The organism is Bradyrhizobium sp. S3.2.6, from assembly GCF_040546885.1.
In the GTDB taxonomy this organism is placed as follows: Bacteria; Pseudomonadota; Alphaproteobacteria; order Rhizobiales; family Xanthobacteraceae; genus Bradyrhizobium; species Bradyrhizobium cytisi.
In genome coordinates this window covers 83040-98632 of sequence record NZ_JBEPOS010000015.1, presented here as the reverse complement: position 1 = coordinate 98632, position 15593 = coordinate 83040, and the positions used below count along the sequence as shown (strand labels likewise).

The 15593-nt window shown below is 63.8% G+C and carries 16 protein-coding genes; 5 read left to right on the top strand and 11 right to left on the bottom strand.

Features of this window, described 5'->3' with window-relative positions:
* Window positions 1–6: 6 nt before the first annotated feature.
* The 10 genes from ABID58_RS24380 to pqqA all read right to left on the bottom strand — a co-directional run bounded on the left by ABID58_RS24380 (window position 7) and on the right by pqqA (window position 10026).
* The gene (locus ABID58_RS24380) at window positions 7–1062 is read right to left on the bottom strand and encodes a 2-oxoacid:ferredoxin oxidoreductase subunit beta (protein WP_148772803.1); all 1056 of its coding nucleotides are present in this window, start codon (window positions 1060–1062) and stop codon (window positions 7–9) included.
* Window positions 1059–2906 carry a 2-oxoacid:acceptor oxidoreductase subunit alpha gene (locus tag ABID58_RS24375; RefSeq protein WP_354035216.1) on the bottom strand — a complete coding sequence of 616 codons (1848 nt, stop codon included), beginning with the start codon at window positions 2904–2906 and terminating at the stop codon, window positions 1059–1061. Before ABID58_RS24375 ends, ABID58_RS24380 begins: the two co-directional genes overlap by 4 nt.
* Window positions 2876–4675 carry an FAD-dependent oxidoreductase gene (locus tag ABID58_RS24370; RefSeq protein WP_354035214.1) on the bottom strand — a complete coding sequence of 600 codons (1800 nt, stop codon included), beginning with the start codon at window positions 4673–4675 and terminating at the stop codon, window positions 2876–2878. The genes ABID58_RS24375 and ABID58_RS24370 overlap by 31 nt, the downstream gene beginning before the upstream one ends.
* 240 nt (window positions 4676–4915) lie before the next feature.
* On the bottom strand, window positions 4916–5593 hold the full coding sequence (locus ABID58_RS24365; RefSeq protein WP_354035212.1) for a hypothetical protein: 678 nt from the start codon (window positions 5591–5593) through the stop codon (window positions 4916–4918).
* 25 nt (window positions 5594–5618) lie between these two features.
* A complete protein-coding gene (pip, locus tag ABID58_RS24360) occupies window positions 5619–6605 on the bottom strand; it encodes a prolyl aminopeptidase (protein ID WP_354035210.1) in 987 nt (328 codons plus the stop codon).
* Window positions 6595–7788, bottom strand: a complete 1194-nt coding sequence (pqqE, locus tag ABID58_RS24355) for a pyrroloquinoline quinone biosynthesis protein PqqE (protein WP_354035208.1) — start codon at window positions 7786–7788, stop codon at window positions 6595–6597. Before pqqE ends, pip begins: the two co-directional genes overlap by 11 nt.
* Entirely contained in the window at window positions 7785–8096 is a 312-nt protein-coding gene (pqqD, locus tag ABID58_RS24350; RefSeq protein WP_148754730.1) for a pyrroloquinoline quinone biosynthesis peptide chaperone PqqD, read from the bottom strand. Before pqqD ends, pqqE begins: the two co-directional genes overlap by 4 nt.
* 12 nt (window positions 8097–8108) lie before the next feature.
* Entirely contained in the window at window positions 8109–8900 is a 792-nt protein-coding gene (gene pqqC / locus ABID58_RS24345; protein WP_354035206.1) for a pyrroloquinoline-quinone synthase PqqC, read from the bottom strand.
* Window positions 8897–9826, bottom strand: coding sequence for a pyrroloquinoline quinone biosynthesis protein PqqB (gene pqqB, locus ABID58_RS24340; protein ID WP_354035204.1), 930 nt, complete (start codon window positions 9824–9826; stop codon window positions 8897–8899). The genes pqqC and pqqB overlap by 4 nt, the downstream gene beginning before the upstream one ends.
* Before the next feature lie 119 nt (window positions 9827–9945).
* On the bottom strand, window positions 9946–10026 hold the full coding sequence (pqqA, locus tag ABID58_RS24335; protein WP_007595659.1) for a pyrroloquinoline quinone precursor peptide PqqA: 81 nt from the start codon (window positions 10024–10026) through the stop codon (window positions 9946–9948).
* 263 nt (window positions 10027–10289) lie between these two features.
* Between pqqA and ABID58_RS24330 the strand changes: the two genes are divergently transcribed.
* The 5 genes from ABID58_RS24330 to ABID58_RS24310 all read left to right on the top strand — a co-directional run bounded on the left by ABID58_RS24330 (window position 10290) and on the right by ABID58_RS24310 (window position 13750).
* Window positions 10290–10547, top strand: a complete 258-nt coding sequence (locus ABID58_RS24330; protein WP_187435261.1) for a DUF6894 family protein — start codon at window positions 10290–10292, stop codon at window positions 10545–10547.
* 224 nt (window positions 10548–10771) lie between these two features.
* On the top strand, window positions 10772–12172 hold the full coding sequence (locus ABID58_RS24325) for an amidase family protein (protein ID WP_354035202.1): 1401 nt from the start codon (window positions 10772–10774) through the stop codon (window positions 12170–12172).
* Window positions 12173–12174: 2 nt separating this feature from the next.
* Window positions 12175–12651 (top strand): glutathione peroxidase, encoded by a 477-nt coding sequence (locus ABID58_RS24320; RefSeq protein WP_354035199.1) that lies wholly within the window; start codon window positions 12175–12177, stop codon window positions 12649–12651.
* Window positions 12648–12905 carry a DUF3297 family protein gene (locus ABID58_RS24315; RefSeq protein WP_014492823.1) on the top strand — a complete coding sequence of 86 codons (258 nt, stop codon included), beginning with the start codon at window positions 12648–12650 and terminating at the stop codon, window positions 12903–12905. The genes ABID58_RS24320 and ABID58_RS24315 overlap by 4 nt, the downstream gene beginning before the upstream one ends.
* Before the next feature lie 557 nt (window positions 12906–13462).
* Entirely contained in the window at window positions 13463–13750 is a 288-nt protein-coding gene (locus ABID58_RS24310; protein WP_354035197.1) for a GIY-YIG nuclease family protein, read from the top strand.
* 393 nt (window positions 13751–14143) lie between these two features.
* On the opposite strand, the gene ABID58_RS24305 is transcribed toward ABID58_RS24310, so the two are convergent.
* Complete coding sequence (locus ABID58_RS24305) at window positions 14144–15493, bottom strand: malonyl-CoA decarboxylase (protein ID WP_354035195.1); 1350 nt, start codon at window positions 15491–15493, stop codon at window positions 14144–14146.
* Between the last annotated feature and the right edge of the window lie 100 nt (window positions 15494–15593).

Sequence of the window (15593 nt, the reverse complement as noted above, 5' to 3'; positions counted from 1 at the left end):
CGGTGTTTAACGCAGGCTGGCGTTGAACTTGTCCAGCGCCGCCGAGCCCGGGCAGAGCGTATCCGCTTCCAGCGTGTTGAGCGGCGTCTCGACCGTGTTGAGATGGCTGTGCAGATCTTCCGCGTCGGGATCGACGTACAGCAGCCCGGTGACGATCTGGCCCTTGGCGGCGTGCCTTGCAAGGAAGGTCTGGGCGCCGAGCCGGTCATGCGGATCGTAGTCGGCGTCGATCTTGCGCAGCGCGATCTTGCTGCCGTCATGCTGCTCGACCACCTGCACCGTGCCCGGCGCATAGTCCACTGCAATGGGATCGCGGCCGACCAGCACGTCGAGCCGGTTCACGGCGTCGTTATGCTCGCGGACATAGTCAAAACTCTTGGTCGAGCCGGCGTGGTTGTTGAAGGCGATGCAGGGGCTGATGACGTCGATGAAGGACGCGCCCTTGTGGCCGATCGCAGCCGCGATCAGCGGCACGAGCTGGGCCTTGTCGCCGGAGAACGAGCGCGCCACGAAGGTGGCGCCGAGCTGCAGCGCGATCGCGACGAGATCAATCGCGTTGTCGGTGTTGGTCACGCCCTTCTTCGACTTCGAGCCACGGTCGGCGGTCGCCGAAAACTGGCCCTTGGTCAGGCCGTAGACGCCGTTGTTCTCGACGATATAGGTCATGTTGACGCCGCGCCGGATCGAATGCGCGAACTGGCCGAAGCCGATCGAGGCGGAATCGCCGTCGCCGGAAACGCCGAGATAGATCAGATCGCGATTGGCGAGATTGGCCCCGGTCAGCACGCTGGGCATGCGGCCGTGCACGGAGTTGAAGCCGTGCGAATTGCCGAGGAAGTAATCCGGCGTCTTCGACGAGCAGCCGATGCCGGAGATTTTTGCCACCCGATGCGGCTCGATCGAGAGCTCGTAGCAGGCTTCGATGATCGAGGCCGTGATCGAGTCATGGCCGCAGCCGGCGCACAGCGTCGAGATTTTTCCTTCGTAGTCGCGATGCGTGTAGCCGAGCTCATTCTTCTTGAGGCCCGGGTGATGAAATTTCGGCTTGGCAATATAGGTCATGACACGGCCTTGCGGAGCGGAGTCACCTTGAGGTGATCCTGGTGGTCGCCAATGGCTTTTGCGATGTAGCGGGCGGTGATCGGTGAGCCGTCGTAATGCACGATCGGCACGAGGCGGATCGGGTCGATGCCGTTCTCGTTGACGATGAGCTGACGGAGCTGGCTATCGCGGTTCTGCTCGACGACATAGACGAAATCGTGCTCGGCGAGGAAGCTCGCCACGCTCGAATGGAACGGGAAGGCGCGGATGCGCAGGCGATCGAGCTGATGCCCGCGTGCCTCAAGCAATCCGATCGCTTCGTCCATCGCCGGCGAGGTCGAGCCGAAATAGATCACGCCATATTTGGTCGGCCGCTCCGCATTGGCCTGGAGTGGCCGCGGCACCAGGTCCTGCGCGGTCTCGAACTTGCGCACCAGACGCTGCATGTTGTCCGCATAGACCGAGCCTTCCTCGGAATAACGCGCATAGCGATCACGCGACGTGCCGCGGGTGAAATAGGAGCCCCTGGTCGGATGCGTGCCGGGATAGGTGCGGTAGGGAATGCCGTCGCCGTCGACGTCGAGGTAGCGGCCGAAGTCACGGCCTTCTTCCAGCATCTCCGCCGTCATCACCTTGCCGCGGTCATATTGCTTGGAATCGTCCCATTTCAGCGGGCGGCAGAGCCGGTGGTTCATGCCGATGTCGAGATCGAGCATCAGGAAGATCGTGGTCTGGAGCCGCTCGGCGAGATCGAACGCGGCGGCCGCGAACTCGAAGGCCTCGGCCGGATCTTCCGGGAACAGCAGCACATGCTTGGTGTCGCCGTGCGAAGCATAGGCGCAGGCGATGATGTCGCATTGCTGGGTGCGGGTCGGCATGCCCGTGGAGGGACCGGCGCGCTGGATGTTCATGATCACGGCCGGGATCTCGGCAAAGTAGGAGAGGCCGATGAACTCGGTCATCAGGGAGATGCCGGGGCCGGATGTGGCGGTGAAGGCGCGTGCGCCATTCCAGGAGGCGCCGATGACGATGCCGATCGAGGCCAGTTCGTCCTCGCCCTGCACGATCGCGTATTTCGCCTTGCCGGTCTCCGGATCGTGCCGATACTTCTTGCAATGGGCGGTGAAAGCCTCCGCCACCGACGAGGACGGCGTGATCGGATACCAGGCGCAGACCGTTGCGCCGCCATAGACGGCGCCGAGCGCGGCCGCGCTGTTGCCCTCGATGAAGATGCGGTCACCGACCTTGTCGGACTTCTTCACCCGCAGCCCGATCGGGCATTTCAAATTTTGCAGTGCCCAGTCGCGCCCCAAATGCAGCGCGTGGACGTTGGAGGAGAGCAGCTTCTCCTTGCCCTTGTATTGCTCGCCGATCAGCTGCTCGATCAGCTTCGGGTCCATGTCGAGCAGCGCCGAGAGCGCGCCCAAATAGATGATGTTCTTGAACAGCTGGCGCTGGCGCGGATCGGTATAGGTCGAGTTGGTGATCGCGGTCAGCGGCACGCCGATCACGGTGATGTCGTCGCGGAATTTGGTCGACGGCATCGGCTTGGTGGAATCGTAGAACAGATAGCCGCCGGGCTCGATGCCGGCGACGTCCTTGTCCCAGGTCTGCGGATTCATCGCCACCATCATGTCGACGCCGCCGCGGGCGCCGAGATGGCCCTCTTCCGTCACCCGCACCTCGTACCAGGTCGGCAGGCCCTGGATGTTGGAGGGGAAGATGTTGCGTGGGCTAACCGGCACGCCATGGCGCAGGATCGCGCGTGCGAACATTTCGTTGGCGCTGGCCGAGCCCGAGCCGTTGACGTTGGCGAAGCGGACGACGAAGTCGTTTACGCTGCTGATCGGCTTTTTGTCGGGCATGTCGAACCTGCGTGGGTCATTTCGATGAGATATTTCTGCATGTCCCAGGCTCCGGTGGGACAACGCTCGGCGCACAGCCCGCAGTGCAGGCAGACATCCTCGTCCTTCACCATCACGCGCCCGGTCTTGAGGTCGGAGGAGACGTAGAGGTCCTGGTCCGGATGCGGCGACGGCGCCTTCAGGCGGTGGCGCAGATCGTCTTCCTCGCCATTCTCCGTGAAGGTGATGCAGTCCATCGGGCAGATGTCGACGCAGGCATCGCATTCGATGCAGAGCGAGGTCGAGAACACCGTCTGGACGTCGCAGTTCAGGCAGCGATGCGCTTCGCCGAGCGCGAGCTTGACGTCGTAGCCGAGCTCGACCTCGGTCCGGATGTCCTTCAGCGCGATCACCTTGTCGCGATGCGGCACCTTGAAGCGCTTGTCGCTGGAGATATCGTTGTCATAGCTCCATTCGTGGATGCCCATCTTCTGCGAGGAGACATGCACCTCCGGCAGCGGCCGTTCGGTGATGTCCTCGCCCGACAACATCTTGTGGATCGACAGCGCGGCGTCGTGACCCTGCGCCACCGCCCAGATGATGTTCTTGGGCCCGAACGCGGCGTCGCCGCCGAAGAACACTTTTGGGTTAGTCGAGACGAAGGTCTTCGGATCGACCTTGGGCATGTGCCATTTGTCGAACTCGATGCCGCAGTCCTGCTCGATCCAGGGGAAGGCGTTCTCCTGGCCGACCGCGACCAGCACGTCGTCGCATTCGAGGGTCTGGTTCGGCTCGCCCGAGGGGGCGAGGTTGCGGCGGCCCTTGGCATCGTACTCGGCCTTCACCTTCTGGAAGGTGATGCCGGTGAGCTTGCCGTTGTCGTGGATGAAGGCGACGGGGACGAGGAAGTTGAGGATCGGAATGTCCTCGTGGATCGCGTCTTCCTTCTCCCAGGGCGAGGCCTTCATCTCCTCGAAGCCGGAGCGCACGATGACCTTGACGTCCTCGCCGCCGAGGCGGCGCGCGGTGCGACAGCAATCCATCGCGGTGTTGCCGCCGCCGAGCACGATCACGCGCTTGCCGATCTTGTCGGTGTGGCCGAACGAGACCGAGGACAGCCAGTCGATGCCGATATGGACGTGAGCGGCAGCCTCTTTCCGGCCCGGAATGTCGAGCTCGCGGCCGCGCGGCGCGCCGGAGCCGACGAAGATCGCGTCGTATTTCTCGGCGAGCAGCGCCTTCATGCTCTCGATGCGGTGCCCGCCCTTGAACTCGACGCCGAGATTGAGGATGTAGCCGGTCTCCTCGTCGATCACCGAATTGGGCAGGCGGAATTTCGGGATCTGGGTCCGCATCATGCCGCCGGCTTCGGGATCGCCGTCGAACACGGTGCAGTGATAGCCGAGCGGCGCCAGATCGCGCGCCACCGTCAGCGAGGCCGGTCCGCCTCCGACGAATGCGACGCGCTTGCCGTTCTTGGCTGAAGGCTTCGGCAGGCGGTGCTTGATGTCGTCCTTGAAGTCGGCGGCAACGCGCTTGAGGCGGCAGATTGCCACCGGCGTTTCCTCGACGCGTCCGCGGCGGCACGCCGGCTCGCATGGACGATCGCAGGTGCGTCCCAGAATTCCGGGAAACACGTTCGATTTCCAATTGATCATGTAGGCGTCGCTGTAGCGGCCTTGTGCGATCAATCGGATGTATTCGGGAACCGGGGTGTGCGCAGGACAGGCCCACTGGCAATCGACCACTTTGTGAAAGTAGTCGGGGGCCGCGATATCGGTCGGTTTCATTCCTACCCTGTCCGCGCAGGCTCAAAGACCCGGCGGCCTTTTCTTGAGCTTGTCGGACGCTTAACGCGCGGCGATCTGGTTTCTGAATGACGTCATTGGGTTAGCTTATTAGAACCGGTCCGAAGTACAACGGCAAATTTGGGTGAATCACCTGCTTTCATGGGAGCTGCGCGCAGACAGCATTAATGGCCGTCCGCAGGCAATGCGGCGGTGCAATATGTTGCGCTGCATGCCGGTGCGTCAGCCGTGCGTGATGTCGCTCTTCGCGAGGTCCCACATCAGCGCATAGGTGCCGACGGAGACGGGCAGCGGGAAGGGCGCGGCCGCAGGACCGGTGAAGCGTTCGGCGATGACAGCCGAGACCGCGCCGACGCGCGTGCCGTCGATCAGCACGAACCAGTCGCGCGCGCCTTCGTTGCGCACCGCCGGAATATCCGCCGTTGCGCCCGACAATTCCGGTTCGCTCTCGAGCAGATGCATCGAGATGATGCCCTCGCGCTCTCCGGGTGCCAGCTTTTCTTGCAGTGCATCACGCCACGCGCCGGCATTGCCGGCCGTAGGGCGCAGCCGCACGAGCCCCAGCGCAGCACCGCGTCCAGTGCCCTTGCTGATGGTGATGCGCGCTATCACGCGCAGCATGTTCTTGAAATGCGCCATGGTCCGCCGCGACCATTCGGTCTGGTTGGCGAGCCGCGTCCGGTAGGCGGAGCTGTCGAGCACGTCGAGCGTCGACGTCGAATACAGCGAGAGATATTTGGGATTGGCGGCGTGCGCGACATAGCGCCGCGCCTCCAGGAAACCCTCGATCGCGACACGCTCTTCCAGATGCTCGCGATCGTACCAGCGGTTGAAATCAGCTTCATCTGCGGCGTCGATGTTCATCGACGTCAGCAGCATGCCTTTCCCGGCGAGCGGCATTTTCTTGTTGTCCTTGCTTCGCGTGTTATCGCGCGGCCTTCGACGCGAGGTCGGCGATCGACTTCATGACCGCGTCCCGCACGCCGGCATCATAGAGCGAATGTCCGGCTTCTTCCACGATCCGGATCTCGGAACCCGGCCAAACTTTCGCGAGCTGCGCGGATGTCTCAGGAGGGCACAACAGATCGTAGCGGCCCTGCACGATGATGCCGGGGATGCCGGCGAGCCGGCCGGCGTTTTGCAGCAGCTGGTTCTCGGTCATGAAGCTGTCATTGATGAAGTAATGCGCCTCCATGAACGGTGTCGCCGGCAATGTGCGCCAGACGTTCAGCGAGGCGAGGTCGATCCGCGTCTTGGCCGGCTTGTGCTCCGATAGGGCGCGTTCGGTGTCATGCCAGGCGCGCGAGGCCGGTCCGTGCACGGCCGGATCGGCATCGAGGATGCGGCGATAATAGGCGTCCACCGGTTGCGCGCGTTCCTCCGGCGGCAGCACGGTCAGAAAATCGTCGTGCAGCGCTGGATAGAACTGCGGCAGGCGCGAGGTGAAGGCCGTCGCCACCTCTGCCCGCGTGCCCAGGAAGGTTGCGCGCAGCGCGATGCCGGAGACGCGCTCGGGGTGGGCCTGCGCATAAGCCAGCGCCAGCGTCGCGCCCCAGGAGCCGCCGACCACCATCCAGCGGTCGAAGCCGAACTTTTCGCGGATCTTTTCCATGTCCGCGATCAGATGCGCCGTCGTGTTGTGCTCGCGCGAGCCCTTGGGACGGCTGCGGCCGCAGCCGCGCTGGTCGAACAGCACCGCATGCAAACGCTCGGGATCGAACAGGCGGCGGTGATCCGGCTGGCAGCCGCTGCCGGGGCCGCCATGCAGATAGATCGCAGCAATGCCGCCAGCACGGCCGACGCTCTCGACGTAGAGCTCGTGGCCGTCGCCGACGTCGAGCATGTCGGAGGTCAGCGGCGCAAAGGGATCGGCACGTCTGGCCGATGCGGCCGCGTCGGCGTCAGGCATCATTCCCGGATTCCAGAGTGCCGCCGGCGAAGTTGCGATAGAGGAAGCGGTTGGTCTCGCCCTCGGCCTCGCGCTCGGCCTGCTTGAAGATGGTCTCGTGCAGCGGCGACAGCGCGCAGGCAGGGTCTGTGTTGGCGGCGTCGCCCGTCAGTGCAAAGGCCTGGCAGCGGCAGCCGCCGAAATCGATCTCGCGGAACTCGCAACTCTTGCACGGCTCCTTCATCCAGCCGGTGCCGCGATAGCGATTGAAGGCGTCCGAGTTCTGCCAGATCCAGGCGATCGAATGGTTGGAGCGCACCGACTCGAAATCGAGCCCGGTGATGCTTTCGGCGGCATGGCAGGGCAGCACCTTGCCGGCCGGCGAGATGTTGAAGAACTGCCGACCCCAGCCGCCCATGCATTTCTTCGGCCGCAGCGCGTAATAGTCGGGCACGACGTAGTCGATCGCGAGCGTACCCTTCAGGCGCTCGCGCGCCTCCTCGACGAGGCGGGTGCACTCATCTAATTGCGCGACCGTCGGCATCAGCGCGGCGCGGTTCTTCAGCGCCCAGCCGTAATATTGCACATTGGCGACCTCGAGCCGGTCGGCGTCGAGATCGATCGACATCTGGATGATGTCGGGGAGCTGGTGCAGGTTCTGCCGGTGCATCACCGCATTCACGGTGAGCGGCAAATCGAGCTCGCGCGTCCACTTTGCGACCTCGATCTTTTTATGATGTGCACCCTTGTAGCCGGCGACGCGGTCGGAGAGGCCCTCTTCGACGCCCTGGAAAGAGATCTGCACGTGGCACAGCCCGGCGTCGGCGAGGTCGCTCAGCCGCTCGCGCGTCAGCAGCACGGCCGAGGTGATGAGGTTGGTATAGAGGCCGACGTCGCTGGCATGCTTGACCAGCTCGACCAGGTCCTTGCGCGCGGTCGGCTCGCCGCCGGAGAAATGCACCTGGAGCACGCCGATCTCGGCGAGCTCGCTCAGCACCTTCTTCCACTCATCCGTCGTCAGCTCCTTGCCGGAGCGGTCGAGCTCGACGGGGTTGGAGCAATAGGGGCATTGCAGCGGGCAGCGATGGGTGATCTCGAGCAGCACGGCGAGCGGAATGCCAAATGTCTCCGCCGTCGAGCGGCTCTTCTCTAGTACCGCGAGGCTGTCGCTGGCATCAGGCGGGATGGTTGGGAGCACATCGCTCATGGCGTCTTCTCCCGGGCTTCGGTCAGAAAGCCCTTGTCGGCGAGATCCTGCAGCATGACGATGACGTCGGCGAGGATCGCCTCGCGGGGTGCGGCGTATTTTTCCGCCAGCAGGTCGGATACGTCGCCGACACTGCGCTTGCCGTCGCAAAGCTGCAAGACCTCGACCGCGATCTCATCAGGCGCCAGCACGCGTTCCGGCGCCAGGATCACCCAGACTTTTCGCGTCTCGTCATACTTCAGCCTGGCATGCCGCGGCAGCACGGGGCGGCTTGCCTCGCTGACGCTGATGTTCCGCGGCCCGGCCATTGCTCTTGTCCCTCAACTCGTTTTTTTAGTTTCCTGGGGCACGAACGCGCCCGGCGGAATGTTGCCCTCGACATAGGCGTGCTGGAGCGCATCGAGCTGCACCCACAAGACGTTGGTCTTGAAGATCAGTGCGTTGCACACCTGCGCGCGCTGCTCCGGGGTCATCGCATGCGCCTTGACGTAGTCGAGCGCGAAGCCGGCATCGCGCGGCGCCTGTGCGAGGCGGCGCTTGAAATAGCTCATGATGTCAGGATTGACGAAGTCGTAATGCTCCAGCATGCCGGAGATGCGTTCCTCGTGCAGGTTCGGCGCGAACAGTTCGGTGAGCGAGGAGGCGATCGCCTCCAGCGGGCTCTTCTCGCGACAGTAATGCACATAGGCCTCTACGGCGAAGCGCGTCGCCGGCAAGATGCCTTCGGTGGATTCCACGTAAGATGTGTCGAGGCCGAGGCCTTCGGTCAGCTTCAGCCAGCGCTCGATGCCGCCCTCGCTGCCGACATCGCCGTCATGGTCCTCGATGCGGTGGCGCCATTCCAGCCGTGTGGCGCGGTCGCGGAAGCGCGAGATCACCACCGCGTCCTTGATCGGGATCGTGCTCTGGTAATAGTAGCGGTTCAGCGCCCAGGCCTGCACCTGGCCCTTGTTCAGCTTGCCGCCGTGCAAGAGCTTATGGAACGGATGCAGGCTGTGGTAGCGCGTAGCGCCAATGTGGCGCAGCGTCGCCTCCAGCTCCTCGGCGCTAGTGAGCCTGATGTCCTTGCCGACCGAGAGCGCAGTCATTCCAGTCATGGACGCGGCATTCACAGCACGATCTCCGTTCCGTCGGCAGGTATCTGCCAGCCCGCCGCTTCAGCCGTCTTGCGTTCAGGCGAGGAGGGCAGTAGTGCCGGGTTCGAGTTGTTGATATGGAGAAACATCTTCCTGTCGATAGTGAGATCGGCCAGCCGGGCGATCGCGCCGTCGTCACCGGACATCGCGACATGGCCCATGCTCTTGCCGGTCTTGTGGCCGAGCCCGGCCTTGATCATCTCGTCATCCTGCCAGACCGTGCCGTCGAAGAACACCAGCGCGGCGCCGTCGATCTCGGCCTTGAGCGCGTCGGTGATTTCGGCGCAGGCGGCGATGAAGTAGAAGCATTTTCCGGTCGACTTGTCGGTGATCTTCAGGCCCAGCGTATCGCCGTCGCCGCTCTCGCCGCCCGGATGTGCCTTGCCTTCGAGATACCAGGCCGATTTGCCCGGCACCGCGAAGGGCCGCACCTCTAACCCCGAGCGCGCACCATCGGTGAGACGCGGCTCGAACGGCTCACCGATACCGATCGGCTGCCGCCGCACGTTCTTTTCGTTGAGCACATTGAAGATGGTGTTGCTGTTCAGGATCGCCAGCACCTTCTCATGCGCATAGACCGTGAACGGCGAGCCCTCGCGCATCGAGAGCAGGCCCGCGACCGCATCCACTTCGCTGTTGGTCAGGATCACGCCTGCGATCGGCGTATGGCGCAGCGCGCCTGCCTTGGGATGCAGCTGCGGCGTGGCGTTCAATTGCTGGCGAAGGTCGGGCGAGGCATTGATCAGGAACCAGTGCTCGCCGTCGCCGCTGAAGGCAACCGAGGCCTGGGTCCGATAAAGCTCATGGCCGTGGTGACGCGCCGCCCGGCAGCCCTCGCAACCGCAATTCCATTGCGGGACTCCGCCGCCGGCCCCGGCGCCCAGGACGACGACGCGAAGCATGATCCGTCTCCTGGAAGCAACGTCGCCAGGTGGATCCTAGGCCAACACAGTTTCCATCGTCCGGAAACCGATCGTGACCGGCAAGACCCACCTGCGCAGAACGCCTACTCACCAACCGCTTACTTGCGGGTGGCGCTCACATACATGTTGATTTCCATGCCGCAGGGCACTTCAACGATCTTGGGGGCTTTCCAGGCCATTTTGGCGCTCCATTCTTGAGATTTCGGACGTATCCGCCCGGGGGCTAAGTTACTGCGGGCGCAAAAGTTCGCCAGTGAAATTTTCCCGAGAACGGCATGTTGCGCCGCGAAAAATGATGGTGGAACATCACTTCTGACGACGCTGCCTTGCGGCAGGCGCATTCGGTCGCGAACCCTGCCCTGATAAAGCAGTTGTGAGTGCAGTGCAGCTTTCAATCCGGTACAGGCGCCCCAAGTGGAATCGCCCCAAGTGGAATTCGGTGATGCCCAGATATTTCTTCAACACCCGTATCGGCGATGAGTTGATCGTGGATCCCGATGGCGAGGATCTGCGCAATCCCGATCGCGCCTGGGAGGTCGCCCGCCAGATGATCCTGGAGGTGCTGAAATCCGAGGGGACCCAGCCGGCGCTCATGGAGGCGGTGATCGAGGTCACCGACGTCGAAGGCGAGATCGTGCTGGAATTTCCCTTCACCGAGGCCCTGCTGGACATTCCGGACCAGTCCGCGACGCGGCATTAGGGCTTCCGTCATTGCGAGGACCGGACGCCGCAGCTCTTTCCGCCGTCATTGCGAGCGAAGCGAAGCAATCCAGAATCTCTCTGTGGAGGCGGTCTGGATTGCTTCGTCGCAAGGGCTCCTCGCAATGACGGAGAATGAGGCAAACCCGTCCTTCCTCCCTGCGAAATCCGCATGGCTTTGCCGCGTTCCTGGCGCTAAAAGACGCCGGTTAAACGGAGCACGTCATGCAAGATCTCTGGCGCCTGTCGGCCGCCGACCTCGCGACCCTCGTCAAATCCAAAAAGGTGTCCGCCCGGGAGGCGGCCAAGGCCGGGCTCGCCCGCCTCGACGCCGTCAACCCCCAGCTCAACGCCGTGATCGACCACCGGCCCGAGGACGTGCTCAAGCAGGCCGACGCCGTCGATGCCGCCATTGCCCGGGGCGAGGACCCCGGTGTGCTGGGCGGCGTGCCCGTCACCATCAAGGCCAATGTCGACCAGGAAGGCTTTGCCACCACCAACGGCCTCAAGCTCCAGCGCGACCTGATCGCACGCGAGGACAATCCGGTGGTCGCCAATTTCCGCAAAGCTGGCGCCATTCTCCTGGGGCGCACCAATTGCCCGGCCTTCTCCTACCGCTGGTTCACCACCAACCTGGTCCATGGCGATACCAAGAACCCCCGTGACGCCTCGCTGACACCGGGCGGCTCGTCGGGCGGCGCCGGCTCGGCGGTCGCGGCCGGTATCGGCCATATCGCCCACGGCACCGACATCGCCGGCTCGATCCGCTATCCCGCCTATGCCTGCGGCGTGCACGGCCTGCGCCCGACCTTGGGCCGTATCCCCGCCTTCAACCCGGCGCTGCCGGAGCGGCCGATCGGGCCGCAGATCATGGCGGTCTCGGGCCCGCTGGCACGCACCGTGAATGACCTCCGCATTTCGCTCGCGGCGATGTCGGCCCGCGATGCGCGCGATCCCTGGTATGTGCCGGCGCCGCTCGATGGCCCGGCTGTGCCGAAGCGCGCCGCGCTCTGCCTCAATCCGGACGGTCTTGCGACCACGCCTGAGGTGAAGGCGGCCGTGACCGACGCCGGCAAGCGGCTCGAGCGGGCGGGGTGGACCGTCGATGTGATCGAGAACACCCCGCCGATGCGCGAAGCCGTCGCATGGCAGCGCAAGCTCTGGCTTGGCGATGGCTACGAGGCGCAGCTGGAAATGGCCGAGCGCGAGGGCGATCCCGGCGCGCTGGCGTGCCTGCGCGGCATCCGCGCCAAGGTCACGCCGATGGATCAGGCCAACTACGCCCAGGCGCTGACCCGCCGCGCCACGCTGACCCGCGACTGGATGCTGTTCTTCGAAAAATATGCCGTCGTGCTGACGCCAGTCTCCGGCGAGCTGCCATTCGCCGATCATCTCGACCGCAAGGACGCCGCCTCCTTCGAGCGCGTCTGGGAAGCGCAGCTGCCGCAGATCGCGATCCCGTTCATGGGATTGCCGGGCCTCGTGGTCTCGACCGGCCTCGTCGGCAAGTCCCCGGTCGGCGTGCACATCGTCTCCGGCCGCTATCGCGAGGATCTGTGTCTGCTCGCCGGCGAAGCGATCGAGGCGGGCGGCGTGCCGCCGTCGCCGATCGACCCTGTGGGTTAGCGATGTCCGTGATCTACGACTTCAAGGCCAATTCGCTTGCCGGCGAGGAGGTCGCCCTGCGCCAGTTCGAGGGCCAGGTGCTCTTGATCGTCAACACCGCGAGCAAATGCGGCTTCACGCCGCAATATCGGGGCCTCGAGGATCTGCATCGCGATCTCGCGCCGCGCGGCTTCTCGGTGCTGGGCTTTCCCTGCAACCAGTTCGGCGCGCAGGAGCCGGGGCAGGCAGCGGAGATCCAGGCGTTCTGCTCGACCAATTACGACGTCACGTTTCCGCTGTTCGAGAAGATCGACGTCAACGGCGCCCACGCGCATCCCTTGTATGAGTACCTGAAACACCAGCAATCCGGCCTGCTGGGCGCCTCCATCAAATGGAATTTCACCAAATTCCTGGTGGACCGTGCCGGCCACGTGATCGCGCGCTACGCGCCGACCGCGCGGCCGGAAGGATTGCGGCAGAAGATCGAGACCCTGTTATGAGCGAGACAATCATGAGCGACGAATTTCCGGACCGCCTGTCGGTCGACCCCAACAGCCCCTATTACAACGCCGACATCCTGTCGCGCGACGTCGGCATCCGCTTCAAGGGCGTCGAGAAGACCAATGTCGAGGAGTACTGCATCAGCGAAGGCTGGGTCCGCGTCACCGCGGGCAATGCCAAGGACCGCTACGGCAATCCGCTGACCATCAAGGTGCATGGTCCGGTCGAGCCGTATTTCCGGGACAAGAAGTAAGCGCGACGCGCTCTCTCCTCGTCAGCGCACTCTCTTTCCTCGTCATTGCGAGGGACGCATTCTCCCTCCTCGTCATTGCGAGGAGCCCTTGCGACGAAGCCATCCAGAGTCTTTCCGCGAGTAGCAGACTGAAAGGCGCTGGCGGAGTAGCCTCCGCTGGCGCAACCAACTCCGTCATTGCGAGCGCAGCGAAGCAATCCAGAATCTCTCCGCGTAGGCAGTCTGGATTGCTTCGTCGCAAGAGCTCCTCGCAATGACGGTGGAGAGGGCGGTGTCGGTTACCGGCGGCCCCCGTCTGCGATGCACGGTGGTACGGAATTGCGCGAGGTGCTGCCACACACTCCGTCATTGCGAGCGCAGCGAAGCAATCCAGAATCTTTCCGCGAAGGCAGTCTGGATTGCTTCGTCGCATCAGTGCAAATTGCTTCGCAATCTTGTCGCGGGCTCCTCGCAATGACGGTGTGGCGACGTCACGTTTTTTTGCTCCTGTCTCAAGCGTCGCTCGCAATTTCCTTCAGGTTGTGTTATCGTAAAGGCTCTCCTGGCCGAGCACAATCATGAAGCAGCCCTGCGTGTACATGTTCGCCAATCGTCGTAACGGGACGATCTACACGGGCGTCACGTCCAATCCGCCGCGCCGCGCGTTCGAGCATCGCGAGGGCCTCGTGAAGGGCTTCTCGTCGCAGTACGGCTGCAAGCTCCTCGTCTGGTTCGAGCTGCACGCGACCATGACCGACGCGATTACGCGCGAGAAACAGATCAAGGGCGGCAGCCGGGCGAAGAAACTTGCGCTGATCGAGAGTGTCAATCCGGACTGGACCGATTTGTACGAGACGCTGATTTGAGCGTCTTAGGACGGTGAGACCGAGACGCAAGCTATCTCCTCATCCTCCGTCATTGCGAGCGCAGCGAAGCAATCCAGAGTCTCTCCGCAGAGGCGGTCTGGATTGCTTCGTCGCAAGAGCTCCTCGCAATGACGGCGGAGGGAGCTGGGTCGTCTGCTGGTGCCTTCGTCTGCGATGCGCGGTGGTGCCGAATTGCGAGGTGCCGCCACATTCTCCGTCATTGCGAGCGAAGCGAAGCAATCCAGAATCTTTCCGCGGAGGCAGTCTGGATTGCTTCGTCGCAAGAGCTCCTCGCAATGACGGTGGACGGAGCGGTGCAGCCGTAAAGTTTCATTCAGCGCGCGTCGGCTCCTCAAGCCGATCCCAACTCGCAATGAGACGCGAGCGTCTCCGCTACGACAGCCGCATATCCAGCAGCCGCCGCCCCTCACCCTTGAGCAGCTTCTTCACCGCGCCGGACGCCACGACCTCGCCGTCATTGGCATACGCTTCGTGATTCTTCTCGATGTCGTCGAGGCGGTAGAGGTAGTTCACCATCACGCCGGCGGACTCGCGCATGCCCTTCGGCGAGAGGTCGCCGAGCCAGTTGATGCGCTCGAGGCGGGCACCGTTGCCGAGGTGGAAGCGGGCGACGGAATCGATCAGGCGGCCCTTCGGCGTGCGCGCCTTCAGGAAGTAGTAGGCTGCGAGCGGCTCGATCACGCCGCGCAGCTGCGCGATCGTCTCGGGGTTCTCGAACCATTTGGGATCGTCGAGGCGCTTCAGCACCTCGCGATCCTCGTCCGACAGCGGCAGGTCCTTGTCCTGTTTCAGCCATGGCATGAAGCCCGGCACCGGCGACAGCGTCACGAAGGTGTCGAGCTTCGGCGTCTCGCGGCGCAGCTCCTCGACCACCTGCTTGATCAGGAAGCTGCCGAAGGAGATGCCGCCAAGGCCGCGCTGGGTGTTGGAGATCGAGTAGAACACGGCGGTGCGCGCCTTCCCGATCGGAAGGTGCTGGCGATCGACGGCGAGCAGCGGCGCGATCGCACCGGGAATGGTCTCGGTCAGTGCGACCTCGACGAAGATCAATGGCTCGTCGACCATCGCGGGGTGGAAGAAGGCGTAGCAGCGGCGGTCGACCGGATCGATGCGGCGGCGCAGATCGTCCCAGTCGCTGATCTCGTGGACGGCTTCATAGCGAATGATCTTTTCGAGGATGTTGGCCGGGGTCGACCAGTCAATCCGGCGCAGCACGAGAAACCCCCTGTTGAACCACGAAGAGAGAAGATGCGAGACGTCGCGGTCGAGCGCGGCGAGATCGGTGTGTCCGTTCATCATGCCGAGCAGATCGGCGCGCATGGCGACGAGATCGCCGGTGCCGCCCGGCGCGCGGTTGAGACGGCGGATCAGCTCCTGCCGCCGCGGTTCGGAGGCGAAATGCAACGCGCTTGCGTCCTCGTCGGCCGGCTTGGCGCGCCATTTCTCGATCGCCTGTGCCAGCCGTTCCCGATCCGGGCCGAAGTCGCGCACCAGCGCCTCGAAGAAGGCGCGGCGTCCTGCCGCATCCAACTCCTGGTAGATGTCGAGCACTTCACGCGCCATGGCGGTGCCGGAGGCTTCACCCCGGCCCGACAGCAGCGCGTCGCAGAGCTCGATCAGCCCGTCGGCGTCCTGTTTGGTGTCGGCAGAATCGCGGCGCAACAGCGTGCGGCCGCGCTCGGAGATGGTGGCGAGCAGGTCGGAGAAGAAGGCGTTAGCCATCTGGGCCTTTCGAAACCGGGTTTGTGCGGTGCGGAAGCTTACACTTGATTTAGGCGGAAGCCGATCACAATCAAGCAGGCGAATTTGGCAACTTTAGCTG

Excerpts from the sequence above, each read along its gene's own strand:
- ABID58_RS24380 (WP_148772803.1), bottom strand. The coding sequence starts at position 1,062 with ATGACCTATATTGCCAAGCCGAAATTTCATCACCCGGGCCTCAAGAAG.
- ABID58_RS24375 (WP_354035216.1), bottom strand. The coding sequence starts at position 2,906 with ATGCCCGACAAAAAGCCGATCAGCAGCGTAAACGACTTCGTCGTCCGC.
- ABID58_RS24370 (WP_354035214.1), bottom strand. The coding sequence starts at position 4,675 with ATGAAACCGACCGATATCGCGGCCCCCGACTACTTTCACAAAGTGGTC.
- ABID58_RS24365 (WP_354035212.1), bottom strand. The coding sequence starts at position 5,593 with ATGCCGCTCGCCGGGAAAGGCATGCTGCTGACGTCGATGAACATCGAC.
- pip (WP_354035210.1), bottom strand. The coding sequence starts at position 6,605 with ATGATGCCTGACGCCGACGCGGCCGCATCGGCCAGACGTGCCGATCCC.
- pqqE (WP_354035208.1), bottom strand. The coding sequence starts at position 7,788 with ATGAGCGATGTGCTCCCAACCATCCCGCCTGATGCCAGCGACAGCCTC.
- pqqD (WP_148754730.1), bottom strand. The coding sequence starts at position 8,096 with ATGGCCGGGCCGCGGAACATCAGCGTCAGCGAGGCAAGCCGCCCCGTG.
- pqqB (WP_354035204.1), bottom strand. The coding sequence starts at position 9,826 with ATGCTTCGCGTCGTCGTCCTGGGCGCCGGGGCCGGCGGCGGAGTCCCG.
- pqqA (WP_007595659.1), bottom strand. The coding sequence starts at position 10,026 with ATGGCCTGGAAAGCCCCCAAGATCGTTGAAGTGCCCTGCGGCATGGAA.
- ABID58_RS24330 (WP_187435261.1), top strand. The coding sequence starts at position 10,290 with ATGCCCAGATATTTCTTCAACACCCGTATCGGCGATGAGTTGATCGTG.
- ABID58_RS24325 (WP_354035202.1), top strand. The coding sequence starts at position 10,772 with ATGCAAGATCTCTGGCGCCTGTCGGCCGCCGACCTCGCGACCCTCGTC.
- ABID58_RS24320 (WP_354035199.1), top strand. The coding sequence starts at position 12,175 with ATGTCCGTGATCTACGACTTCAAGGCCAATTCGCTTGCCGGCGAGGAG.
- ABID58_RS24315 (WP_014492823.1), top strand. The coding sequence starts at position 12,648 with ATGAGCGAGACAATCATGAGCGACGAATTTCCGGACCGCCTGTCGGTC.
- ABID58_RS24310 (WP_354035197.1), top strand. The coding sequence starts at position 13,463 with ATGAAGCAGCCCTGCGTGTACATGTTCGCCAATCGTCGTAACGGGACG.
- ABID58_RS24305 (WP_354035195.1), bottom strand. The coding sequence starts at position 15,493 with ATGGCTAACGCCTTCTTCTCCGACCTGCTCGCCACCATCTCCGAGCGC.